This is a genomic window from Eggerthella sp. AM16-19 (assembly GCF_003474385.1).
GTDB lineage: Bacteria > Actinomycetota > Coriobacteriia > Coriobacteriales > Eggerthellaceae > Senegalimassilia.
Window position 1 is genome coordinate 1 of record NZ_QUCY01000007.1, and the last position, 22,971, is coordinate 22,971.

Below are 22,971 nucleotides of genomic sequence, written 5' to 3' on the forward strand. Positions count from 1 at the left end.
ATGGTTCGATTGAAACAGTCAAAACGCGATAAGAAGATAGTAGGAGGTAGGTATGAGGATCATCGCAGGTCAGTTCCGCGGTCGAACGCTGGCCGCACCTAAGGGCGACGGCACCCGTCCCACCACCGACCGCGTGCGCGAATCGCTCATGAGCGCCGTGTTCAGCCAGCGCGGCGGCTTCGAGGACGCCGTGGTGCTCGACGCGTTCGCCGGGTCGGGCGCGCTCGGCCTGGAGGCCCTGTCGCGCGGCGCAGCTCGCGCGGTGTTCTACGAGTGCGCTCCCGAGGCGGCGAAGGTCGTGCAGAAGAACGTGGCGAATCTGGGCCTCGAGCCGGCCCGCGCCACCGTCACGCGCGCCGACGTCATCGAGCGCGCCCCGCAGTTCGCCCGCCCGCCGTTCGACCTGATCTTCCTGGACCCTCCCTATGCCTACGACGCCATGGCGGTGCTAGGCATGGTGGCGGGTTTGGTGGAGCGCGGCGTGGCCGCCCCCGACGCCATCGTGGTCTACGAGCATTCGCTTGCCGGCAACGATGCGTCCGCCCTGGCCGCCGCCGAGCTGGGCTTCGAGCTTGCATCCCGCAAGAAGTACGGCGATACTACCGTGGACGTGCTGCGCGCCGGCGAGCGCGCCGCGTCCGATAACGACTAAGAAGGAGCAGCGTCATGAAACGCGCATTGACCCCCGGCACGTTCGACCCCATCACCTCGGGGCATCTCGACGTCATCGCCCGCGCCTCCCAACTGGTGGACGAGGTGGTGGTCGCCGTCGCCGATTCCCAGAAGAAAGGCCCCCTGTTCACGCTCGAGGAGCGCGTCGAGCTGGTCCGTCAGGCCACCGCGCATCTGCCCAACGTGCGCGTGGAGCCCTTCAAGGGCCTGCTCGTCGATTTCGCCAAGGAGCTTGACGCCACCGTGGTGGTCAAAGGCCTGCGAGCCATCACCGACTTCGAGTACGAGTTCCAGATGACGGCCATGAACTACCAACTCTCCCCGCAGCTGGAAACGCTGTTCATCATGTCCCCGCCGCAGTACATGTACCTGTCCAGCTCCATCGTGCGGGAGATCTCGAAGATGGGCGGGGATATCCAGCAGTTCGTGCCCCCGTGCGTCTACGAGGCGCTTAAGAAGAAGTACGCGAACTTGCAGTAGAGCGGATGCGTCTGCCGGCTCTTTCGCCGGCGGGCGAAGATCTGCCGTGGCGCCGTCCTGCGTAGGGGCGTTGCCGCCCGTCCGGATCCGGGTAGGCGATACGCTTGCCTCCGTCGCGCGCTTGTGCAGGTTGGATGCGCCTCGCCCGTGCTCGGGCGAGGCGCATCGTATGTGCATGCTTTGTTCTTCAGGCGCAAGCGGCGGGCGGCATGCTATCATGCTTATCTGCATGCGTGGCCTTATGCCCGTGTGCCTAAACGCAGTTTTCAAACGCAGCAAGCCTGGGTGGAAGGATCATCATGGACGAAACAGGGGTTCTGGGGCTTTTGGAAGAGCTCTCGATTCTGCTTGAGGACTCTAAGCCGGTGTTCGGCAAGGGCAACCTGCGCCAGGTGGATATCGCTGCAGCTTTCGAGATCATGGATGAGATCCGCGACACGTTCCCCAGCGAGTTCTCGCAGTCGCGCCAGATCGTGCGCGAGCGTCAAAGCCTGCTCGATGATGCCGAGGCCGAGGCCAACCGCATGATCGAGGATGCGCGCAGCCAGGCGATGACCATCGCCTCCGAGCAGGAGATCGTGCGTATCTCCCAGCAGCAGGCCGACCAGCTGGTCGCCGATGCGCGCGAGCTCGAGCGCCAGACGCGCGCCGGTGCGGAAGACTACGCAGACGAGGTGTTCGGCCACGTCGAGCAAAGCCTCGATACGCTGCTCAACAACGTGCGCCGTTGCCGCGACCGTCTCAACGCCAACGCCATGGCGCAGGGTCGCCAATAATGGACGCCGTGAAGTTCGAGGTCCCGCCGGAGCTCTTCGTTACCACGGAGAGCTCCTCTTTTGCAGGGCAGCTTGCCTTAGGGGCGCTTGAGGCGGGTCCTGATACCTATACGTTCTCGCAGCCCGTGGATTGGAACGTCACCGTCACCAACACCGGTGACGCGCTTCTGGTCATGGGCAGCGCCCGCGGCACGGCAACGGTCGCGTGCGCACGCTGCCTGGATGACTTCCAGGTGGACCTCAACGGGGAAGTGGAAGGCTACTTCCTGCTCTCCGAGGACGGTCCGGCTCCCGAGGACATGGACGACGACGAGTTCGAGGTGCTCGGCGCCGACAAGATCCTCGATTTGGAGCCGCTCATCATCGCCGCGCTTCTGGTGGAGGCTCCGCTCGTGCCCCTGTGCCGAGAGGACTGCGCCGGCTTGTGCGCGCAGTGCGGCGCCAACCTCAATGAGGGGCCGTGCGCATGCTCCGCTCAGCCCGATGACGGCCTGCCGCGCATGTCCGACGGCCGCGTCAGCCCCTTCGCCGCGTTGAAGGACCTTGATCTGGGCGAGTAACTGCCCGGATTATGGAACCTGCATGGGTTTGTGTGCGCCTGGCGAACAGGCACTTGCATGCGCAGGAACACTTTGGTAGTATATCGCTTCGCGTGTTTACCAAGCGAACGAGCGAGCGCCACGCGCGCCCGACATAAAGCAAGGAGATAGATCATGGCAGTACCTAAGCAAAAAATGGGCCGCGCCCGCACTCATGCACGTCGTAGCGCCAACGACAAGATCGCAGCCCCTTCCCGTTCCGTGTGCCCGCAGTGCGGCGAGGCTAAGCTTCCCCACCGCGTGTGCCCGAACTGCGGCTTCTACAAGAACCGCGAGGTCATCGAGACGGAGTAACGCCGTCACAGCGTGCAATTGCAACTTGAAGCCTCTCTGCGGCGCCATTGGCGCAGAGAGGCTTTCTTGCGTTTAGCAGCGCCGACCGCTCGGCGCGCAACGCCTGCTAGGGAAAGGGTGTCAACATGACAGACAACGTCACCATCGCAGTGGATGCCATGGGCGGCGACAACGCTCCCGAGGTCGTGCTCGAGGGCGTGGCGGCGGCGCTTGCCGCCGACGAGGGGCTTACCGTGGTGCTTTGCGGTCCCGCCGACGTGGTCGAGCCGTTCGCCGCGCAGCATGCCCGCTGCCGCGCACAGGTTGCCGCCGAGGTCATCGAGATGGCCGAGCACCCCGCGCAAGCCGTGCGCAAGAAGAAGGACAGCTCCATCGTGGTGGGCTGCCGCCTGGTCAAGGAAGGCCAGGCCCAGGGTTTCTTCTCCGCCGGCTCCACGGGCGCATGCTTGGCGGCCGCCACGCTGGTCATGGGACGCATCAAGGGCATCTCGCGCCCGTGTTTGGCCACGGTCGTGCCAAGCCCCGTCCGCCCCATCGTGCTGTGCGACGTCGGCGCCAACGCCGATTGCAAGCCCGAGTACCTGGTGCAGTTCGCCCAGATGGGCAGCGTGTATGCGCAGAAGATCTTGGGCTACGAGTCGCCCAAAGCCGCGCTTCTCAACATCGGCGAGGAGGACACCAAGGGCAACGCGCTTGCCCAGGAGGCCAACCAGCTCATGGCCAAGCGCCTGACCAACTTCGCCGGGAACTGCGAGGGCCGCGATGTGCTCGGCGCGCAGTACGAAGTGGTGGTCACCGACGGGTTCACCGGCAACGTGTGCCTGAAGACCATCGAGGGCGCCTCGAAGGTGCTGTTCAGCGCCATCAAGGACGCCATGATGTCCACCACGAAGGGCAAGATCGGCGCCCTGTGCGTCAAAGACGGTCTGAAGGGCTTGAAAAGCCAGGTGTCGCCCGACACCTACGGCGGCGCCCCGCTTCTCGGCGTGAAAGGCGCCTGCATCGTCGGACATGGAAGCTCGGGCGCGGTGGCCATCGAAAACGGCGTGCTCACCACGGCGCGCGTGGTGCGCCAGGGCGTTTCTGAAATAATTCAGCACATGGCCCAGGCTGGAAACGGCTCGGATACAATCAAGTAACGCCATAGGGACCAGCCGCTTTATGCGGTATGGTCGTATCATCATCGATTCTCATTCATACCGGTTTCGGAGGTTGCATGACCTTTACAGAAGAACAAGCCTCAAAATTGCAGAGGGCGGAGGAGGTTCTGGGCTACTCGTTTTCCAACAAGCAGCTCATCTTGTCCGCCATCACGCACCCATCGGCCACCGAAGGCCGTGCAGTGAAGTATTCCTACGAGCGCCTGGAGTTTCTGGGCGACTCCATCTTGGGCGCCATCGTCGCCGACGTCGCGTTCGAGCGCTTCCATGAGCTCGACGAAGGCGGTCTGACGCGCATCAAGGTGGCGCTCGTGTCGGGCGCAAGCCTGTCCGATGTGGCGTCGGGCCTTGGCTTCGCCGACATCATCGTGTTCGGCTCCTCGGAAACGGGCACGGGCAAGCGCGGCCTGCATTCCGCGCTCGAAAACGTCTACGAGGCCGTGGTGGCAGCGTTGTACCTGGACGGCGGCGTGGAGGCGGCGCGCGATTTCATTTATCGCACGCTTATCCCGCGCATGTCCGAGGACATGGCGCTCGAGCCGGAGAACCCCAAAAGCGCGCTGCAGGAGCGCCTGCAGGAAGACGGCATCACGCCCACCTATAAGCTGGTGGAAACGCAGGGACCGCCGCATGACCGCACGTTCGTGGCGCAGGTGTTCGCAGGCAATCAGGGTCTGGCGCGCGGAACGGGCCGCACGAAGAAGGAAGCGGAAAGCCAGGCGGCGAAGTCCACGCTGTCGCGTCTCGGCGAGTTTTTCGGTTTGGGCATGGACGAGCAGGCCCGCGCCGAGAAGGCCGCCGCGGCCAAGCGGGCCAAGGCAGACAAGGCTGCGGCCCGTGCCGAGGAGAAGGCGCGCAAGAAGCATGAGCGCGAGCTGCATAAGAGCATGAAACAGGGCTAGCACATGTACTTGAAGTCGCTCGTGCTCAAGGGCTTCAAGTCGTTCGCCGACAGAAGCGCGCTTTCCTTGGAGCCGGGCATCACCGCCGTGGTGGGTCCGAACGGCTCCGGCAAATCCAATATCTCCGATGCCGTGCTGTGGGTGCTTGGCGAGCGCAACGCCAAGCACCTGCGCGGCCAGGCTATGGAAGACGTCATCTTCGCAGGCTCGTCGGCCCGAAAGGCCACGGGCCTTGCCGAGGTTGAGCTGGTGCTCGACAACTCCGATGGCAAGCTGCCGGTCGACTTCAACGAGGTTTCCATCACGCGACGCATGTATCGAAGCGGCGAAAGCGAGTATCTCATCAACGGCAGCGTGGCGCGCCGCATGGACGTGCTCGACATCCTGCACGATTCCGGTCTGGGCACCGGCACGCATTCGATCATCGGCCAGGGCAGCTTGGACTCCATCCTGCAATCCAAGCCCGAGGACCGCCGCGCGCTCATCGAGGAGGCCGCCGGCGTGCTCAAGCACAAGCAGCGCAAGGCGAAAAGCGAGCGCAAGCTGGCCGCCATGGATGCCACGTTCGCGCGCGTGCGCGATGTGGCGGGCGAGGTGGGCCGCCAGCTCGGACCGCTCGAGCGCAAGGCGAAGAAGGCCCGCGCTTACCAAGAGCTCTCCGGGCAGCTTACCGACGTCAGCTTGGCGCTGGCCGTGGACGACCTGCGTTGCCTGCGTCAAAGCTGGGATGAGGCTTGCGCCGGCGAGCATCAGCTGGTGGAAGACCTTCAGGCCCGTCATCAGGACATTTCCACGGCCGAAGCCGCCGCCGAGGCGTTGCAGGAGCAGATCCGCAAGCAAACTCAGAATGCAGGCGACCTGTCGCGCAGCTATCAGCGTGCGTCGTCGACAGTCGAGCGCTTCGACGGCGCCGTGCTGCTGTTGCATGAGAAGCGCCGCGGCGCACAGGGCCTCGAGGCTGATGTGCGCGTGAAGCTGGAGTCGGGCCGCGCCAAGCGCGCCGAGGCCGTTGCCGAGCGCGAGCAGGCGACGGCACAGCTCGAGGCGGTGCGTCGTGACCTGGCAGCCGCGCAGGCCGCCGTCGAGCGCCTTGACGCCTCCCGCCGTGAGAACGCCCAGGCCCGCCGCAGCGTAGAAGACGAGCTCGATCAGCTCAAGCGCCAGGGCCGCGCCGACGATCGCGCTTCCGAGGACGCGCGGCGCCGTCTGTCGCAAACGCAGGAGGCGCTTGCCAACGGCTTGGCCCATGCCAAGCTGGTGGAAGGGCGCGCCAAGGAGCTCGAGCTGGCGCTCGGCCACGCTGAGGAGCAGGCTCAAAAGCTCGAGGACGCCCGTGCTTCCGCCCAGCGCTCGCTCGATGATGCCCAGCAGGCCGAATCGCAGGCGCGCGGCGCCGTCGCCGCGGCCATTAAAGAGCGCGATGCCGCCCGTGCCGCGCTCGATGAGGCGCATCGCCGGGCCACCTCGCTCGAAAGCCGCATTTCCGCGCTCGAGGAGGTTGAGCGCGCATCGGCCGCAGCCGGGCCTGCCCGCGCATGGCTCATGGAGCATGCGCGCATATCGGGCCAGCAGCTCGAGCCGCTGGCCCGCGCCCTGCGCGCACCGCAGGGCTTCGAGGCGCTTGTCGAGCATCTGCTCTCCGGCGATGCCGAGGCGCTCATGGCCCCTTCGGTCGATGCGGCGGCGGGCCTTGCGGGCAGCGTGCTGGAAAGCGGCCGTGGCGGCCAAGTGTCGCTGCTTCCCGCCGGCGGCATGCGCTCCGGCGCCTCCGCGCGCCAGGCCGCGCAGGCTTTCGGCGGTACGGCGCTTGTGGACATGCTGGAATACCCCGAGCAGGCAGCGTCCACGGTGGAGGCCCTGCTCGGCGACGTGGTGGTGTGCGAAACCTTCGAGGCGGCGCGTCAGGCTCAGGCGGCGCGCATGCAAGATCGCTCGGCTGCCCCTGTGCGCTTCGTGTCGGCCGATGGATGTATCGCTTGGCCCAGCGGCAAGCTCACGGTGGGAACGGTGGACGCCGGCGCCGAGGGCGCCTTGGCCCGCGCGCGTCAACTCGACGAGCTGCGCGCTTCGCTTCGCGTCGCATCCGAACAGCACAAGGAAGCCGAACAGATGGAGCGCCAAGCCGAGGAGGCGTTGCGTGCCGCCCAGGCCGAAAGCCTGCAGTTCTCCCAGCAGCTGGCCGAGCGCCGAGGCGCTGCACAGGCGGCGTCGGCCGAGGCAAAGCGCGCCGCCGATGCGCTCGCGTCCACGCGCCGCGAGTTCGCCGATGTGGAGCGCCAGCGCCAGCAGGCGGATAAGACGGTCGCCGAGGCGCGCCCCAACGTCGACAAGCTTGAGGCGCAGCTGGCCGAGTTTGCGCAAGCGGCCCAAGCCCGTGCCGTGCGCACCGAGGAGCTTGAAGCCAAGGTGGTGCCGCTTCGCAAGGAGGCGGCGCAGCTGCGCGACGGCCTTTCGGAGGCCAAGCTCTCGGCTGCCACGCTGCGCGAACGCGATACCTATACCGCGCGAATCGTGGATGCCCGCGGCCGCGACGTGGCCGCGGTGGACGCCGCCGAGGACGAGCTGAAAAACCAGCTGGCGCGCAAGATCGTGGCGCAGCGCCGCATCGCGCCGCTTCTGGCGGTGTTCGAGGAGCTCACCGCAAGCGCCCGTCGCTGGACGCACAACCTTGAGCAGCGGGCCCAACAGGCGCAAGATTCCTCTGCCGGGCTGCATGCGCAGGTCACCGCCGCGCGCGAGCAGGCCAAGGCCGCCCATGACGCCTACGACGACATCAACGCGCGCCTGTCGGCCGCCCGTGTGGAGAAGGGCAGGCTGGAGGTGCGCGTCGACGCTGCCGTCAACTCCATCGTGCAGGATATGGGCGTACCGCTTGAGACGGCGCTCGCGTTGCCCGAGCTTGACGACCGCGGCGCCGCCGAGGAGAACGCGTTCAAGCTACGCCGCCGCATCGCCAACATGGGCGCCATCAACCCCGATGCTGCCCAGGAGTACGAGCAGCTGCGCAGCCGCTACGATTACCTGGCGGCCCAGCTGGCAGACTTAGACGGCGCGCGCCGCAGCCTTGCCAAGATCGTCCGCGTCATCGATGCGCGCATGAAAGACGATTTCGTCAGCACGTTCAATGCGGTCAACGACAACTTCCGCAGCATCTTCGCTACCTTGTTCCCGGGCGGCTCGGCCGAGCTCATCCTCACCGACCCCGACGACCTGGAGAACACCGGCGTGGAGGTCAGCGCGCAGCCGGCGGGCAAGCGCATCACGAAGATGATGCTCATGTCCGGTGGCGAGAAGTCGCTCACGGCGCTTGCGCTGCTGTTCGCGGTCTACCGCATCCGCAGCGCGCCGTTCTACATCCTCGACGAGGTTGAGGCGGCGCTCGACGACAGCAACCTGCGCAGGCTCACGGCGTATCTGCAGTCCATCCGCAACGACACGCAGCTCATCATGATCACGCACCAGCGGCGCACCATGGAGATGTCCGACGTGCTGTTCGGCGTGTCCATGCAATCCGACGGCGTCACCAAGGTGATCAGCCAGAAGCTCGATCACGCCCTGAAGTACGCGGAATAGGGAAGGGGCTTGACGGCCGCCCCCCTGCCAGGTCGTGGCATTCGGTGCGGGGGTTGATGCGATCGCCTGTGGCGTTGAGGGCCGAAAGACGCTTTACGTTGGCGACTTGCGCCGAGCGGTTACCGGTTGCAACCGGTAACCGCCGTACGTTCCCCGTGTAATTCATGTTCGCCTGCTGCCTGGGATGCCTTGTCCGCTGCGGCGGGGTATACTTCTTTCCGAAAAGAAACGCGTGGTGCGATCGACGGTCCGTTAGGCTTGGGCTCGCTTGCGGGCGCGCCGTCGGGTAATGGCGGCGCAAGGCGCCGCGCACTATGCGACGGTTTGCGATACAAGGGGAGCAACATGGGATTTTTCGACCGCATCAGCCAAGGGCTGCAACGTTCGCGCGACAAGTTCAAGGAGGAGATGAACGTCCTTCTCGATCGCGGTCCCGACCTGGATGAGGAGTTCTGGGACGGCCTGGAGGAAACGCTCATCCTGGCCGACATCGGCGGCGCGGCGGCGTGCGACATCGTTGAGAACCTGCGCGACCAGGCCACGCGCAAGGCGCTTCCCGATGCCTATGCCGTGCTCGACATGCTCAACGACCAGATCGCCGACACCTTCACCGAAGGCGGTCAGGAGATCCTCGGCGGCGAGCCGGCGTGCGTGCTGTTCGTGGGCATCAACGGCACGGGCAAGACCACCACGGTGGGCAAGCTGTCCAAGGAAGCGCACGACGCCGGCCGCAAGGTCATCTTGGGCAGCGCCGACACGTTCCGCGCCGCCGCCATCGAGCAGCTCGAGGTGTGGGCGAACCGAGCCGACGTGGAGATGGTCACGCGTGAGCGCGGCGCCGATCCGGCAAGCGTGTGCTACGACACCATCGAGCGCGCTGAGGCCGAAGACGCCGACCTGGTGCTCATCGACACCGCCGGGCGCCTTCACACCTCGGCAGACCTCATGCGCGAGCTGGCGAAGGTCGTCAACGTGGTGCGCAAGCGCTCGAAGCTGCCCGTCTACACCGTGCTCGTCATCGACGCCACCACCGGTCAGAACGGCTTGCAGCAGGCGCGCGAGTTCAACCGCGAGCTCGAGCTTGACGCGCTTATCGTCACGAAGCTCGACGGCACGGCCAAGGGCGGCATCGCGCTTGCCGTCAGCCACGAGCTTGAGCTGCCCATCATCAAGATCGGCGTGGGCGAGGGCCTTGACGACCTGCGCGACTTCGATGCCCATGATTTCGCTCGCGCTCTTGTCGGCGCGTTCGATCAGCGCCAAGCCTAACCGCCATGGATACCTCGGCTTGCATCGAACAGGTGTTCCACGCGCCCGACGTGTATCTTGTGCAGGTGCCCTTCGAGAACATCTCCACCTCCGCCACCAATTGCTACGTCATCATGGACCAGGGCGAAGCGCTTGTGGTGGATACCGGCGCGCCTTCCGATGAGGGCGCGAAGGTGCTGTCGGACGCCCTCGACGAGCTGGGCGTGGACCGCGGCCGCGCCAAGTGGTTCCTTACGCACTTCCACCTGGACCATGCCGGCCTGATCGACCGCGTGGTCCCCGAGGGCGCGCCGCTGTTCGTGGGCGGCGTCGAGCTGGGCGAGGCGCGCGTCACGCGCACCGGCGTGTTCGTCGATGCGCTCACGCGGACGTATCGCCAGCAGGGCGTGGCGCTGTCCGACGCCACCACGGCTGCGCGCCTGGGTATCGAGCAGCCCCTGTTCGACCCGCAGCGCCTGCGGACGGCTTTCGTGCGCGGAGGCGAAACGGTTACGGTGGGTCGCTACGAGCTGCAGGTCGTGGAGACGCCCGGCCACACGCCTGGACATCTGTCGCTGTTCGAGCCGCAAAGCCGCATCCTGTTCGGCGGCGACCACGCGCTGTTCGTCATCAGCCCCTCCATCGCGCTGTTCCCGCGCGAAGGCGACGGGCTGCAGGCATATCTTGACAGCATCAAGCGCGTGCAGGACCTGCATATCTCGCAGCTGTTCCATTCGCACGGCCCCATCCGCCCCGATTTCGAGCAGCGCCTTGATTGGCTGGCCCAGCATCACTTGAAGCGCCTTGACGAGGTGCGCGGCATCGTCGCGCGCAACCCGCGCTTGTCGGGGTATCAGATCATCCGCGCCATCAGGTGGAACGTGCCCTTCGACGACTGGGAGGACATCCCCATCATGCAGCGCTACATCATGCTCACCCAGGGCATCGTCTATCTCAAGCACCTCGTGGACACCGGCGGGATCGTCGCCAAGGACTGCGGAGACGGGATCCTGCTCTACGAATCCGTGCGCTAATCGCTCGAAGCGGGCCCTTATGGGCTCGCTTCGCTGTTTTACCGGCCGAAGGTTTCCGCCCGCCGTCCATCGGCTATAATCCAAAAGATTGTAAGCATACGCGACACGCAAGAAGAGGCGCTCATGTTCGATAACCTTTCCGATCGCCTGCAAGGCATCTTCTCGGGCCTGCGCGGCAAGGGCCGCCTGACCGAGGACGACATCAACTCCGCCATGCGCGAGGTGCGCATGGCCATGCTCGAAGCCGACGTCAACTTCAAGGTGGTCAAGCAGTTCGTGGCGCGCACGAAGGAGCGCTGCCTTGATGCCGAGGTGCTCGACTCCCTGTCCCCGACGCAAAACGTCATCAAGATCGTCACCGACGAGCTCACCGAGCTGCTCGGCCGCACCGATAGCAAGCTGGTGCTCTCCAGCCGCATCCCCAACGTCATCATGCTCGTGGGCCTGCAGGGCTCCGGTAAAACCACTGCGGCCGCCAAGCTGGCGTACCGTCTGAAGCAGGAAGGCCATAGCCCGCTGCTGGCCGCCTGCGACGTCTACCGTCCCGCTGCAGCCGATCAGCTGGAAACGCTCGGCAACGAGATCGGCGTGCGCGTGTTCCGTGGCGACGGCAAGGACCCGGTGTCCATCGCCAAGGGCGGCGTGCAGGATGCTATCGACAACCTGCGCGACGTGGTCATCGTCGACACGGCGGGCCGATTGCACGTCGACGAGCAGATGATGGAAGAGGCCCAGGCCATCAAGTCGGCCGTCAAGCCCGATCAGATCCTCATGGTCGTCGACGCCATGACCGGCCAGGACGTGGTCAATGTGGCCGCTGCCTTCTCCGAGCGCGTCGATTTCGACGGCGTCATCATGTCGAAGATGGACGGCGACGCCCGCGGCGGCGGCGCGCTTTCCATCCGCGAGGTCACGGGCAAGCCCATCAAGTTCATCAGCGCCGGCGAGAAGCCTGATTCGCTCGAGGAGTTCCATCCCGACCGCATGGCCCGCCGCATCCTGGGCATGGGCGACATGCTCAGCCTCATCGAGTCGGCGGTGAAGGTCCAGCAGCAGGAAGAGGAGCAGGCCGAGACCGAGCGTCTCATGAAAAGTCAGCTCACGCTCAACGACTTCGTCACCATGAACCGCCAGATCCGCAAGATGGGCGGCGTCTCCAAGCTCATCAGCGCCCTTCCCGGCGGCGACAAGGCCTTAGGCCAGGGCCAGGTCGACGAGGGCGCGCTCGATCGCATGGAGGTCATCATCAACTCCATGACCAAGGCCGAGCGCGAGAGGCCCGACCTGCTCAACGGCAGCCGCCGCGCTCGCATCGCCGCCGGCGCCGGCGTGTCTGTCACCGAGGTCAACCAGCTCATGAAGAAGTTCAATGAGACGAAGAAGATGATGAAGCGCATGATGCCGGCCGTCGAGGAGATGGGCGGCAAGGGCAAGCGCGGCAAGAAGGGTAAGCGCCCCCGCGGCATCCCGGGCATGGGCGGCATGAAGATGTCGGACCTAAAGAAGATCCAGGATATGATGGGCGACATCAAATAGCACCGGTCCGCGTGACGGTTGCTGGAGCCGCTCGACAATGCGGTTGCCGGTACCTCGCAAGGCTGCGGCACACCGCATTCCATCATCGGCTTCGCGGGCGTGGCGCATAAGGCCCGTGCTCGCGATGCTTTGTCGGCGTCCTTGCCGGCTTTGCCGGGACGCCGGCGCCAGAAGCGCTTGCCCCTGCGACAAGCGCAGGGCTTGGCGTAATGTGCGAAACTGATACTTGGCAGGCGCAACAGGGGAGCGTCTGAAAACGAAAGGGGAAACCAATGGAGCTGCAGATCCGTCCGTACACCGCAGACGATATCAAGGCCATGGTGCGCATCTGGAACGAGGTTGTGGAAGCGGGCGATGCGTTCCCGCAGGTCACGCCGCTGACCGAGCAGAACGCCGACGAGTTCTTCTCCGCTCAGACCGCCACCATGGTGGCCGATGTGAACGGCATCATCTTCGGCATGTACATCCTGCATCCCAACGGCATCGGGCGCTGCGCGCACATCGCCAACGCCAGCTTCGCCGTGGCATCCGCCTCGCGCGGCCTCGGCCTTGGCCGTAAGCTGGTGGAGAACTGCATCGAGACCTGCGGCAAAAAGGGTTTCCGCGGCCTGCAGTTCAACGCCGTGGTCGCCTCCAACGAGGCTGCCCAGCACCTGTACGAGTCCATGGGCTTCACGAAGGTCGGCATGATCCCCGGTGGCTTCATCGACGGTCTCGGCGGCTATGAGGACATGTTCGTTTACTACATCGACACGCTCGACACTGCCCAGCCCTGCTGAGGCTGACTGACCGCCCGGTCGGGTTTAGAGGTTCGAGAGGCGTGGGGAATGCAGACTCCCTTCGCCGGCAATCGCAAGGTTGCCACGAGCGCAAGCGATCCGGTTCGTTAGAAGTTGCGGCTCGCGGTTGCTAGGGGGCTTTCGGGCACCTCTCGCGACACTCCATTTGTCCGCTTTATTCGTGAACGCCTGGTGATAACCGAACCGAAGGCTTGTCAATCGAGGCGTTTCGCCTTATCATAAACAACTGCTGTTTTGCTGCGCGCTTTTTTGCGGGCTGGCAAAGAGGATTCAAGTAAGAACAAGAAGGAGTTACTCTTCATGGTTAAGATTCGCCTGGCCCGTCACGGCGCCAAGAAGCGTCCGTACTACCGTATCGTCGTTGCCGATGCCCGTTGCCCGCGCGACGGCAAGTTCATCGACGACATCGGCCGTTACAACCCGCTGACCGAGCCCGCAATGATCAAGATCGACCTGGAGAAGTGCGACAAGTGGCTGGCCAACGGCGCTCAGCCCACCGACACGGTTGCCGCCCTCATCAAGAAGTTCCGCGAGCAGGCGTAAGCTTATGGCAGCGCAGACCGAGGAAATCGCTGGGCTCGTAGAGTCCGTGATCCGTCCGCTCATCGATAACCCGGACGACTTGGTCATCGATGCGCGCGAAACCGAAGATGGCTCCATCTTCGTCGAAGTTCGTGTCAACGAGGAGGACGCGGGCAAGGTCATCGGCCGTCAGGGCCGCGTGATTAAGGCCATCCGCACGCTTGCGCGTGCCGCGGCTTCTTCCACGAACACCCATGTCGACGTGGAGCTGCTCGATTAATGGGCGCTTGGGTTCGCGTAGCCGAATTCACGAAAGCTAAGCACTTGAAGGGAGGGCTCGTCGCGCGTAGCGTGGCGGGTCTCCCTTTTTTGCTTGAAGAAGGCCTCTTTTGCGCTTTCGTGCCTCCGGCGATCGATGTTCCGCGTCAAGGCACCGTGGTGGAAGTCCGTCCCGAGGCCCGGGGCGGCGCTACGGTGTTCTTCGATACCGTCGTCGATGCCAACCAGGCAGATGCCCTGGTGGGCTGCTATGTTCTTGCGCGCCGGGAAGACCTTCCCGATGACGTGCTCGAGCTGCAGGAAGGCGGCATCGAGGGCTTCACGGTGGTGGACGCCGAAGCCGGCACCATCGGCACCGCCGTGGCCATCAACGAAATGCCCGGCCAGCATCTGCTGGAAGTTGCGCGCGAGGGCCAGGAAGGCCCCGTGCTCATTCCCGTTGTGGACGAGTTTCTCGAAGGGGTGGATGAGCAGACGCGCTGCATATACGTCAACGTGCCGCAAGGCCTGCTCGATCTGTAACCTGTGGAGGTACCCATGATCATCGAAACGTTGTCCACGTTTCCCGATATGTACGAATCCGTCATGGGCGCTTCCATGATGCGCATCGCCCAGGAAAAGGGCATCCTGGATTTCAAGGCGTACGACCTGCGCGATTGGACGCACGACCGCCATCGCACCACCGACGACGAGCCCTACGGCGGTGGTGACGGCCTGGTCATGAAGTGCGCTCCCATCTTCGAAGCTTACGAATCGCTGTGCGCAGCAACGGGCAAGGGTTCTATTGCAGCGCCTGCCGAACCGGCCCAGGGGGAGGGCGCTTCCGACGTTGCCGGCCAGATACCCGGCGACAGCTTCGGTGCCGGTCAGGCGCCCGGCGAAGGCTCTGCTTCCGCCGCTGCCGAGCAAACGCTTAGCGACGTCTCCGTCGCTGCCGATCGGGCGGCTTCCAAGCCCTACACCATCTTCCTGGCGCCGCAGGGCCGCCGTTTCGACGACGCGTGCGCCTGCGAGCTTGCCAAGCAGGACCGCCTGCTGTTCATTTGCGGCCACTACGAGGGTGTCGACGAGCGTGCCTACACGTTGGCCGACGAGGTCATCTCGCTGGGCGATTACGTGCTCACCAGCGGCGAGCTGGCGTCCATGGTGGTCATCGACGCCGTGGTGCGCAAGCTTCCCGGCGTCCTGGGCGCCGAAACGGGCGCCTTGGGCGAAAGCTTCGCCGACGGCTTGTTGGAATACCCCCAGTACACGCGCCCTGCCAGCTTCAACGGCATGGAGGTGCCGGCGGTTCTGCTGTCCGGCAACCACGGTGCGGTCGACCGGTGGCGCCGCGAGCAAAGCCTCGAGCGCACCTTGCGGTTGCGCCCCGACCTGCTCGATGGCATGGAGCTGCCCGATGTCGACCGGGCATTTCTGCAATCTTTATCGACCGAAGGGCAGCGGTAGCCGCAGCGCGGTATCATAGGCAGCTAAGCGCTTATCGGGCGCCGCTTGCGCGGGCCCTGTAGAAAGGAAACGTACGACATCATGGCCGCAGGTCAGCACGCCACGGGGGAAAAGGGCGGAATACTGCGCTCATTCGTGAGCCTTCTCATCATGATCGCATTCGTCCTGGGGCTTTCCTGGGCGCTGCGCACGTACGTCTTCACCGCTTACGAGATTCCCTCCGGCTCCATGGAGGAGACCATCATGACCGGCGACATGGTGTTCGCCGAAAAGGTCAGCTACTATTTCCGCGACCCGCAACCCGGCGACATCGTCACGTTTTCCGATCCCGAGATCCCGGGTCGCACGCTCATCAAGCGCTGCATAGCCACCGCCGGCCAGACCATCGACATCGACGGCGACGGCTTCCTTTACATTGACGGCGAGGCTCAAACGGAACCCTACACCCACGGCAAGCCCACGCTGCCGCTCACCAATTCCACCATCACCTTCCCGTACACCGTTCCTTCCGGTTGCATCTGGGTGATGGGCGACAATCGCACCAACTCACAGGATTCGCGATACTTCGGCGCGGTCCCCGCAAGCTCGGTAACGGGCAGGGGCGTGCTGGTATATTGGCCCGTGCCCGACTTCGGCTTGCTGGAGTAGGGGCGCGTCGTCCGACAGTTTTCAAGTAGGCAAGCAAGGACCAGCGGAACCAGACAAGGAGAACCATGTCAACCGAAACCTTCGCCGCGAACGCGACAACGGGATGTGCCGGCTCGCAGCCGCCCACGTTCCAGGACATCGTCATGAATCTGCAGCACTACTGGGCCGCCCAGGGCTGCGTCGTTTTGCAGCCTTACGACGGCGCCGTGGGCGCTGGCACCAACCACACCGCCACCACGCTGCGCTCGTTGGGCCCCGACACGTGGCGCACCTGCTACGTGCAGGGTTGCCGCCGTCCCACCGACGGCCGCTACGGCGAGAACCCCAACCGCCTGCAGTACTACTACCAGTTCCAGGTGCTCATGAAGCCCAGCCCGGACAACATCCAGGACCTGTACCTGGGCAGCCTCCGCGCCATCGGCATCGATCCGGACAAGCATGACGTGCGCTTCGTCGAGGACGACTGGGAGTCTCCCACGCTCGGCGCATGGGGCCTTGGCTGGGAGGTGTGGCTCAACGGCATGGAGGTCACGCAGTTCACCTACTTCCAGCAGGTTGGCGGTTTCGAGTGCGCCCCCGTGCCCGTGGAGATCGCGTACGGCCTTGAGCGCTTGACCATGTACATCCAGGGCGTCGACAGCGTCTACGACATCATCTGGGCCCGCGGCGACGACGGCGTGGAGTTCACCTACGGCGACGTGTACCTGGAGAACGAGCGCGAATTCTCCACGTACAACTTCGAGGTGGGCAACACCGAGTTTTTGTTCGAGGCTTTCAACCAGTATGAGCGCGAGGCCGGCCTGTGCCTGGAGCACAACCTGCCGCTGCCCGCCTATGACTGGGTGTTGAAGTGCTGCCATACGTTCAACCTGCTCGACGCCCGAGGCGTCATCTCCGCAACCGAGCGCATGGCCTACATCCTGCGCGTGCGCTCCATGGTCAAGGAGTGCTGCGCCTCCTACATCGCCACCGTCGTCGGCGACGATCAGGACGTTCAGAACGGGAAAGGGGAGTAACCATGGCCGATAAGCACACTCTCGCGTTCGAGATCGGCGTGGAGGAGATCCCCGCGTTCGACCTCGATTCCGCCAACAAGCAGCTTGAGAAGATGGTGCCCGCGGCGTTTGCCGATGCGCGCATCCCCTACGATTCCATCGAGATCCACTCCAGCCCCCGCCGCCTGATCGTCATGGCCTACGGCGTGGCCGACGCCACCGAGGCGCTCGTCGAGGAGTACAAGGGCCCTGCGGCCAAGATCGCCTTCGACGCCGACGGCAACCCCACCAAGGCGGCCATCGGCTTCGCCCGTGGCAAGGGCCTCGATCCCGAGAGCCTCGAGCGTCGCGAGGTCAACGGCACCGAGTACGTGTTCGCCACCAAGAACATCCCGGCAACGCCCGTGGCCGACCTGCTGCCCGATGTGCTGGCGGGCTTCATCACCGCTGTCAAGTGGCCCCGCTCCTGCCGCTGGGCCGCGTATCGCGAGTACTTCGTTCGCCCGGTGCGCTGGATCGTGGCCATGCTCGACGAGGTCGTCCTGCCCGTCAGCTTCGCCGGCGCCGAGTCCTCTAACTTCACCATGGGCCATCGCGTGCTGGCTCCCGGCAAGCACACAGTGGATACCGCCGCGAACCTGCTCGACGTCATCCGCGCCGCCTTCGTGATCCCCACGCAGGCCGAGCGCGAGCGCATCATCCGCGAGGGCGTGGCCGCCATCGAGTCTGAAACCGGCTTCACCGCCGACCTCCCCGCGAAGACGCTGCTCGAGGTGGTCAACCTGTCCGAGTACCCGCAGCCGCTCGTCTCCACCTTCGACGAGGAGTTTTTGCAGGTGCCCGAGGAGATCATCGTCGACGCCATGCTCATGCATCAGCGCTACTTCCCGCTCTACGATGCGGCAGGCAAGCTGACGAATAAGTTCATCATCGTGTCCAACGGCAACCCTGAATGCGCAGCCACCATCATCGACGGCAACGAGCGCGTGGTGCGCGCCCGTCTCGACGACGCGAAGTTCTTCTACGAGGAGGACCTCAAGCACCCGCTGGAGTCCTATATCGAGAAACTCGACAAGGTGGTGTTCCAGGAGTCGCTGGGCACGGTTCGCCAGAAGGCCGAGCGTTTGGAGAAGCTGGCCTGCGCCCTTTCCGCCGACGCGCAGCTTGACGCCGCCGACGCCGCCGATGCGAAGCGTGCCGCGCGCCTGTGCAAGGCCGACCTGGTCACCAACGCCGTCATCGAGTTCACCAGCGTGCAGGGCGTCATGGGCAGCTACTACGCCGCCGCCTCCGGGGAAACGCCGCAGGTCGCCCAGGCCATCGGCCAGCACTATCAGCCGCGCTTCGCCGGCGATGCGCTGCCCGACACCACGGTGGGCAAGCTGGTCGCCTTGGCCGACAAGCTCGACACCATCTGCGGCCTGTTCGCGGTCGGCCAGGGTCCCACCGGCTCTTCCGACCCGTTCGCGCTGCGCCGTAGCGCCATCGGCATCGTGAACATGCTCGAGGCTGGCCTGCCCATCTCGCTTGCCGCCGCCATCGACGAGTCGCTTGCCAGCTTCGCCGACCAGGGCGTTGCCTTCGATGCGGCAGCCGTGCGCGCCGAGGTGGTGGACTTCTTCGTCACTCGCACCAAGGTCATGCTGCGCGATGCCGGCATCAGCGCCGACACCATCGACGCCGTGCTGGCCGCGGGCGTGGAGGAGCCGGCCGTCATCAGCCAGCGCGCCCATGCGCTCGAGGATGCCCGCGCCAACGATGCGGAGGCGTTCGACAACCTGGCAACGGCTTACGCCCGTGCGAACAACCTGCGCAAGCCCGAGCTGGGCGAGGACGTGGACGAGGCTCTGCTCACCGAACCTGAGCGCGCCCTCGCGGGCGCCGTGGCAACCGCCGAGCAGGCCGTGGCCTCCGCGCTTGCATCCGACGACTTCGCAGCCGCGCTGTCCCAGCTGGCCGCCCTGCGCGCGCCCATCGACGGCTTCTTCGCCGACGTCATGGTTATGGACGAGGACGCGGCCCTGCGCGATAACCGCCTGCGCCTGCTCAACCGCTTCGTGGCTGTGTTCGCCAACGTGGCCGACTTCGGCAAGATGGCGAAGTCCAAATAGTGTCGGTTACCGTTTTCAACCGGTAGCGAAGGGGAGGCGAGGGCAACCTCGCGCGCCCCGCAACGCGAAAGCGTGTACACTTCAAGGGGCGGCGGCCTATACGGCCTGCCGCCCCTTTTCCATACCCGCAAGACACCGTCTGCAAGGAGGACGCCCATGCAAGGCGAGTTCATCGTGCACGAGAACACCACGCCGCTGCCCACCATCCATGTCGTCAGCGACTCGGTGGGGCTTACCGCACAGGCCTTGGCCCGCGCCGCAGCCGCCCAGTTCGGCGTCACGAACCCCAACATCGAGGTGCTTCCGCATGTGCGCTCGTTCGAGGAGGTCAAGCAGTTCATCGCCGAGCACGGCCAGCTGCACAAGCGCCTGAAAGGCGACGAGAACCTGCTCATCTTCTACACGCTCGTCGACGGCGATCTGCGCCGTAGCCTGTCGGATTATTGCGAGAGCCTGCCCAACGTGGTGGCGGTCGACCTTATGACCGACGCCATGAACGCCATCGCCAAGCTGTCGGGGCAGACCCCTTCGAAGCGCCCCGGCGGCCTGCACGTTGCCGACCAGCATTACTTCCGCCGCATCGAGGCCATCGAGTTCACCATCGCCCACGACGACGGCCGCAACCCGCAGGAGATGTCTCAGGCCGACATCGTGCTGCTCGGCGTGTCGCGCTCGTCGAAGACGCCTACCTCCATCTACCTGGCGCAGCAGGGCTACAAGGTCTCCAACATCCCGCTCGACCCGTCCACCGAGCCCCCGAAGGAGGTGTACGAGGTGGACCGCACGCGCCTGTTCGGCTTGATGACCACCGCCGATGTTTTGGTGGGGATCCGGCAGCGCCGCTTGGGCAACGCAGCCGTGGCCGCATCGCAATATGCCGACCCCGAATACGTCTACGAGGACCTCGAACGCGCCCGCGCGCTCATGCGAAAACTGGGGGCCATCGTCATTCACACCGAAAATCGCGCCGTTGAGGAAACCGCTCAAGAGATTTTGCGGTACTACGAACGGGCTCACCCGCAAGGTGCTGATATAGTAATACGGTCCTGATTGAACTAAGTCCCGTTTTCGGACGACCTTACGTTAGGAGTAAGAAAGTGACTGCAGAAGTCAAGCGTGTGTACGCTTTCGGCAAGGACGCCGAGGGCAACAACGTCACCGAGGGCAACACCAATATGAAGGCCATCCTTGGCGGCAAAGGCGCCAACCTGGCCGAAATGGCCAACATCGGCCTGCCGGTGCCTCCGGGATTCACCATCACGTGCCAAACCTGCATGGAGTATGCCAACGCAGACAACACCTGGCCCGAGGGCGCGCTCGACACCATTCACGAGTATCGTCTTGACCTGGAAAAGCGCATCGGCAAGAAGATCGGCGACGCCGAGGACCCGCTGCTGGTCTCCGTGCGCTCCGGCGCTCCCATGTCCATGCCGGGCATGATGGACACGGTTTTGAACCTGGGCCTGAACGATCAGTCCATCAACGGCCTGATCAAGCAGACGGAGAACCCGCGCTTCGCATGGGACTCCTATCGCCGCTTCATCCAGATGTTCTCCAACGTGGTCATGGGCTTGGACGGCGATCTGTTCGAGAACGCCATCAACGTCATGAAGAACAGCCGCAACGCCGCTTCCGACACCGACCTGACCGCAGAGGACCTGCAGGAGCTCGTGGCCGAGTTCAAGAAGATCTTCTCCGAGAACGTCTCCGGCGTCGAGTATCCCAGCCTGCTGGTCGATGGCGTCGTCGCCTTCCCGCAGGACCCCATGGTGCAGCTCAAGCTGGCCATCGAGGCCGTGTTCGGCAGCTGGAACAACCCCCGCGCCGTCCTGTATCGCAAGAAGAACAAGATCGCCGATGACCTGGGCACCGCCGTCAACGTGCAGTCCATGGTGTTCGGCAACAAGGGCAACTCCTCGGCCACCGGCGTCGCGTTCACGCGCAACCCCGCTAACGGCCAGAAGGAGTTCTACGGCGACTACCTGGTCAACGCCCAGGGCGAGGACGTCGTGGCCGGCATCCGCAACACCAGCCCCATCGCCGAGCTGAAGCACGTCGAGGGCCTTGAAGAGGCCGGCAAGCAGCTCGAGGAGATCTTCGTCGTCCTCGAGAACCACTTCCGCGACATGTGCGACATCGAGTTCACCATCGAGCAGGGCAAGCTGTACATGCTGCAGACCCGCGTCGGCAAGCGCACCGCCGCCGCCGCGCTGCACATCGCCATCGAGATGGAGAAGGAGGGCCTCATCTCCAAGGAGGAGGCCGTCATGCGCGTCGAGCCCGAGCAGCTCGACCAGCTGCTGCACCCGCAGTTCGACAAGAACGCCGAGTACGACGTGCTGGCCCGCGGCCTGAACGCCTCCCCGGGCGCTGCCGTCGGCGAGGCCGTGTTCTCCGCTGCCGACGCCGTGGCCGCCGCAGAGGCCGGCCGCAAGTGCGTGCTCGTCCGCTGGGAGACCAACCCCGACGACCTGGCCGGCATGATCGCCGCCGAGGGCATCCTGACCAGCCATGGCGGCAAGACCTCCCATGCTGCCGTTATCGCCCGCGGCATGGGCGCCCCGTGCGTGTGCGGCGTCGAGGCTCTCAAGATCGACGCTGAGAAGAAGCAGGCCGTTGTCTCCGGCACCGATGTCGTCATCAAGGAAGGCGACATGATCTCGCTGGACGGCACCACCGGCATTGTGGTGCTCGGCGCCGTCGAGCTGGTGCTTCCCGAGCTCACCGGCGACTTGGACACCATCCTGGAATGGGCCGACGAGTTCCGCACCCTGGGTGTGCGCGCCAACGCCGACAACCCCGAGGACGCACAGCTGTCCCGCGACTTCGGTGCGCAGGGCATCGGCCTGTGCCGTACCGAGCACATGTTCCTGGGCGATCGCAAGCAGATCATCCAGACCTTCATCCTCAACGACGACGAGGATGTCCGCCAGAAGGCCGTCGACCAGCTGTTCGAGGCTCAGACGGGCGACTTCTACGGCATGTTCAAGGCCATGGACGGCCTGCCGGTCATCGTGCGCCTGCTCGATCCGCCGCTGCATGAGTTCCTGGAGAGCCCGCGTGCCCTCGACGTCGAGATCGCCCGCCTCGAGGCCACCGGCGGCGACAAGGGCGTCATCGCCGAGAAGCGCGCCCTCATGGAGCAGATCGACGCCATGGCAGAGGCCAACCCCATGCTGGGTCTTCGTGGCTGCCGCCTGGGCATCGTGTACCCCATCCTCCCTGTGATGCAGGTGCGCGCCATCGCAACCGCCGCCGCCCAGCTGAAGAAGGAGGGCCTGGACCCCAAGCCCGAGATTATGATCCCGCTGGTGTCCGTGGTTCCCGAGCTGGCCAAGCTGCGCGAGGTCGCCGAGCAGACCATCGCCGAGGTTGCCGCCGAGCAGGGTGTCGAGCTTAACATTCAGATCGGCACCATGATCGAACTGCCGCGTGCTGCCGTCACCGCCGATGAGATCGCCACGAAGGCCGACTTCTTCTCCTTCGGTACCAACGACCTCACCCAGACGACGTTCGGCTTCAGCCGCGACGACGTCGAGGCCGAGTTCATCCCGCAGTACCTGCAGGAGCGTCTGCTGCCCTTCAACCCGTTCGCCACGGTCGACCCCGGCGTTGCCAAGCTGGTGAAGATGGGCGTCGAGCTGGGTCACCAGGGCAACCCCGACCTGACCTGCGGCGTGTGCGGCGAGCACGGCGGCGATCCGGACTCCATTCACACGTTCAATGCCATCGGCCTTGACTACGTGTCCTGCAGCCCCTACCGCGTGCCGCTGGCCCGTCTGGCCGCCGGCCAGGCAGCCATCGAGGCCAAGAAGGCCCAGTAAGGCCAGCAAAAGCCAGCAAGGCAAGCGTTTCGAGGGAGCCTCCATACGGGGGCTCCCTTTTTTGTACGC

At 64.9% G+C, this 22,971-nt stretch carries 21 protein-coding genes; all 21 read left to right on the forward strand.

From position 1 onward, the window contains the following. Positions 1-52: 52 nt before the first annotated feature. The 21 genes from rsmD to ppdK all read left to right on the forward strand — a co-directional run bounded on the left by rsmD (position 53) and on the right by ppdK (position 22,902). Positions 53-652, forward strand: coding sequence for a 16S rRNA (guanine(966)-N(2))-methyltransferase RsmD (rsmD, locus tag DW178_RS03895; RefSeq protein ID WP_118349783.1), 600 nt, complete (start codon positions 53-55; stop codon positions 650-652). A 14-nt stretch (positions 653-666) separates the two neighbouring features. Next, a complete protein-coding gene (gene coaD, locus DW178_RS03900) occupies positions 667-1,152 on the forward strand; it encodes a pantetheine-phosphate adenylyltransferase (RefSeq protein WP_114620390.1) in 486 nt (161 codons plus the stop codon). Between the two features lie 299 nt (positions 1,153-1,451). Continuing rightward, complete coding sequence (locus DW178_RS03905) at positions 1,452-1,928, forward strand: ATP synthase subunit B family protein (protein WP_042434524.1); 477 nt, start codon at positions 1,452-1,454, stop codon at positions 1,926-1,928. Further along, positions 1,928-2,488, forward strand: coding sequence for a YceD family protein (locus tag DW178_RS03910; RefSeq protein WP_118349784.1), 561 nt, complete (start codon positions 1,928-1,930; stop codon positions 2,486-2,488). The genes DW178_RS03905 and DW178_RS03910 overlap by 1 nt, the downstream gene beginning before the upstream one ends. 153 nt (positions 2,489-2,641) lie before the next feature. Continuing rightward, positions 2,642-2,821, forward strand: a complete 180-nt coding sequence (gene rpmF / locus DW178_RS03915) for a 50S ribosomal protein L32 (RefSeq protein ID WP_042434518.1) — start codon at positions 2,642-2,644, stop codon at positions 2,819-2,821. A 125-nt stretch (positions 2,822-2,946) separates the two neighbouring features. Then, entirely contained in the window at positions 2,947-3,960 is a 1,014-nt protein-coding gene (plsX, locus tag DW178_RS03920; RefSeq protein WP_118349785.1) for a phosphate acyltransferase PlsX, read from the forward strand. Between the two features lie 77 nt (positions 3,961-4,037). Continuing rightward, positions 4,038-4,883: a ribonuclease III gene (rnc, locus tag DW178_RS03925; RefSeq protein ID WP_118349786.1), complete on the forward strand. Its 846-nt coding sequence runs from the start codon at positions 4,038-4,040 to the stop codon at positions 4,881-4,883. A gap of 3 nt (positions 4,884-4,886) precedes the next feature. Continuing rightward, complete coding sequence (gene smc, locus DW178_RS03930) at positions 4,887-8,456, forward strand: chromosome segregation protein SMC (protein WP_118349787.1); 3,570 nt, start codon at positions 4,887-4,889, stop codon at positions 8,454-8,456. A gap of 345 nt (positions 8,457-8,801) precedes the next feature. Beyond that, the gene (gene ftsY / locus DW178_RS03935) at positions 8,802-9,725 is read left to right on the forward strand and encodes a signal recognition particle-docking protein FtsY (protein WP_118349788.1); all 924 of its coding nucleotides are present in this window, start codon (positions 8,802-8,804) and stop codon (positions 9,723-9,725) included. A gap of 5 nt (positions 9,726-9,730) precedes the next feature. Then, entirely contained in the window at positions 9,731-10,738 is a 1,008-nt protein-coding gene (locus DW178_RS03940; RefSeq protein ID WP_118349789.1) for an MBL fold metallo-hydrolase, read from the forward strand. A gap of 123 nt (positions 10,739-10,861) precedes the next feature. After that, a complete protein-coding gene (gene ffh / locus DW178_RS03945; protein ID WP_118349790.1) occupies positions 10,862-12,274 on the forward strand; it encodes a signal recognition particle protein in 1,413 nt (470 codons plus the stop codon). Positions 12,275-12,546: 272 nt separating this feature from the next. Then, a complete protein-coding gene (locus tag DW178_RS03950) occupies positions 12,547-13,053 on the forward strand; it encodes a GNAT family N-acetyltransferase (RefSeq protein WP_118349791.1) in 507 nt (168 codons plus the stop codon). Positions 13,054-13,374: 321 nt separating this feature from the next. Next, on the forward strand, positions 13,375-13,617 hold the full coding sequence (rpsP, locus tag DW178_RS03955; protein ID WP_042434499.1) for a 30S ribosomal protein S16: 243 nt from the start codon (positions 13,375-13,377) through the stop codon (positions 13,615-13,617). Positions 13,618-13,621: 4 nt separating this feature from the next. Then, entirely contained in the window at positions 13,622-13,876 is a 255-nt protein-coding gene (locus DW178_RS03960) for a KH domain-containing protein (protein WP_042434496.1), read from the forward strand. Positions 13,877-14,034: 158 nt separating this feature from the next. Beyond that, positions 14,035-14,397, forward strand: coding sequence for a ribosome maturation factor RimM (locus DW178_RS03965; protein WP_286168498.1), 363 nt, complete (start codon positions 14,035-14,037; stop codon positions 14,395-14,397). A 15-nt stretch (positions 14,398-14,412) separates the two neighbouring features. Further along, positions 14,413-15,324 (forward strand): tRNA (guanosine(37)-N1)-methyltransferase TrmD, encoded by a 912-nt coding sequence (gene trmD / locus DW178_RS03970; protein ID WP_118349793.1) that lies wholly within the window; start codon positions 14,413-14,415, stop codon positions 15,322-15,324. Positions 15,325-15,405: 81 nt separating this feature from the next. Then, complete coding sequence (lepB, locus tag DW178_RS03975; RefSeq protein ID WP_118349794.1) at positions 15,406-15,972, forward strand: signal peptidase I; 567 nt, start codon at positions 15,406-15,408, stop codon at positions 15,970-15,972. 65 nt (positions 15,973-16,037) lie between these two features. Beyond that, positions 16,038-16,988, forward strand: coding sequence for a glycine--tRNA ligase subunit alpha (glyQ, locus tag DW178_RS03980; RefSeq protein ID WP_118349795.1), 951 nt, complete (start codon positions 16,038-16,040; stop codon positions 16,986-16,988). A 2-nt stretch (positions 16,989-16,990) separates the two neighbouring features. Then, on the forward strand, positions 16,991-19,078 hold the full coding sequence (glyS, locus tag DW178_RS03985) for a glycine--tRNA ligase subunit beta (protein ID WP_118349796.1): 2,088 nt from the start codon (positions 16,991-16,993) through the stop codon (positions 19,076-19,078). A gap of 156 nt (positions 19,079-19,234) precedes the next feature. Then, a complete protein-coding gene (locus DW178_RS03990) occupies positions 19,235-20,128 on the forward strand; it encodes a pyruvate, water dikinase regulatory protein (protein ID WP_042434477.1) in 894 nt (297 codons plus the stop codon). Positions 20,129-20,175: 47 nt separating this feature from the next. Further along, positions 20,176-22,902: a pyruvate, phosphate dikinase gene (gene ppdK / locus DW178_RS03995; RefSeq protein ID WP_118349797.1), complete on the forward strand. Its 2,727-nt coding sequence runs from the start codon at positions 20,176-20,178 to the stop codon at positions 22,900-22,902. Positions 22,903-22,971 lie beyond the last annotated feature (69 nt).

Coding starts and splice junctions, on each gene's coding strand:
- DW178_RS03905 (WP_042434524.1), top strand. CDS start 1,452: ATGGACGAAACAGGGGTTCTGGGGCTTTTGGAAGAGCTCTCGATTCTG.
- trmD (WP_118349793.1), top strand. CDS start 14,413: ATGATCATCGAAACGTTGTCCACGTTTCCCGATATGTACGAATCCGTC.
- lepB (WP_118349794.1), top strand. CDS start 15,406: ATGGCCGCAGGTCAGCACGCCACGGGGGAAAAGGGCGGAATACTGCGC.
- ffh (WP_118349790.1), top strand. CDS start 10,862: ATGTTCGATAACCTTTCCGATCGCCTGCAAGGCATCTTCTCGGGCCTG.
- rpsP (WP_042434499.1), top strand. CDS start 13,375: ATGGTTAAGATTCGCCTGGCCCGTCACGGCGCCAAGAAGCGTCCGTAC.
- rsmD (WP_118349783.1), top strand. CDS start 53: ATGAGGATCATCGCAGGTCAGTTCCGCGGTCGAACGCTGGCCGCACCT.
- DW178_RS03960 (WP_042434496.1), top strand. CDS start 13,622: ATGGCAGCGCAGACCGAGGAAATCGCTGGGCTCGTAGAGTCCGTGATC.
- plsX (WP_118349785.1), top strand. CDS start 2,947: ATGACAGACAACGTCACCATCGCAGTGGATGCCATGGGCGGCGACAAC.
- DW178_RS03990 (WP_042434477.1), top strand. CDS start 19,235: ATGCAAGGCGAGTTCATCGTGCACGAGAACACCACGCCGCTGCCCACC.
- DW178_RS03910 (WP_118349784.1), top strand. CDS start 1,928: ATGGACGCCGTGAAGTTCGAGGTCCCGCCGGAGCTCTTCGTTACCACG.
- ftsY (WP_118349788.1), top strand. CDS start 8,802: ATGGGATTTTTCGACCGCATCAGCCAAGGGCTGCAACGTTCGCGCGAC.
- glyQ (WP_118349795.1), top strand. CDS start 16,038: ATGTCAACCGAAACCTTCGCCGCGAACGCGACAACGGGATGTGCCGGC.
- DW178_RS03940 (WP_118349789.1), top strand. CDS start 9,731: ATGGATACCTCGGCTTGCATCGAACAGGTGTTCCACGCGCCCGACGTG.
- rnc (WP_118349786.1), top strand. CDS start 4,038: ATGACCTTTACAGAAGAACAAGCCTCAAAATTGCAGAGGGCGGAGGAG.
- DW178_RS03950 (WP_118349791.1), top strand. CDS start 12,547: ATGGAGCTGCAGATCCGTCCGTACACCGCAGACGATATCAAGGCCATG.
- coaD (WP_114620390.1), top strand. CDS start 667: ATGAAACGCGCATTGACCCCCGGCACGTTCGACCCCATCACCTCGGGG.
- smc (WP_118349787.1), top strand. CDS start 4,887: ATGTACTTGAAGTCGCTCGTGCTCAAGGGCTTCAAGTCGTTCGCCGAC.
- rpmF (WP_042434518.1), top strand. CDS start 2,642: ATGGCAGTACCTAAGCAAAAAATGGGCCGCGCCCGCACTCATGCACGT.
- glyS (WP_118349796.1), top strand. CDS start 16,991: ATGGCCGATAAGCACACTCTCGCGTTCGAGATCGGCGTGGAGGAGATC.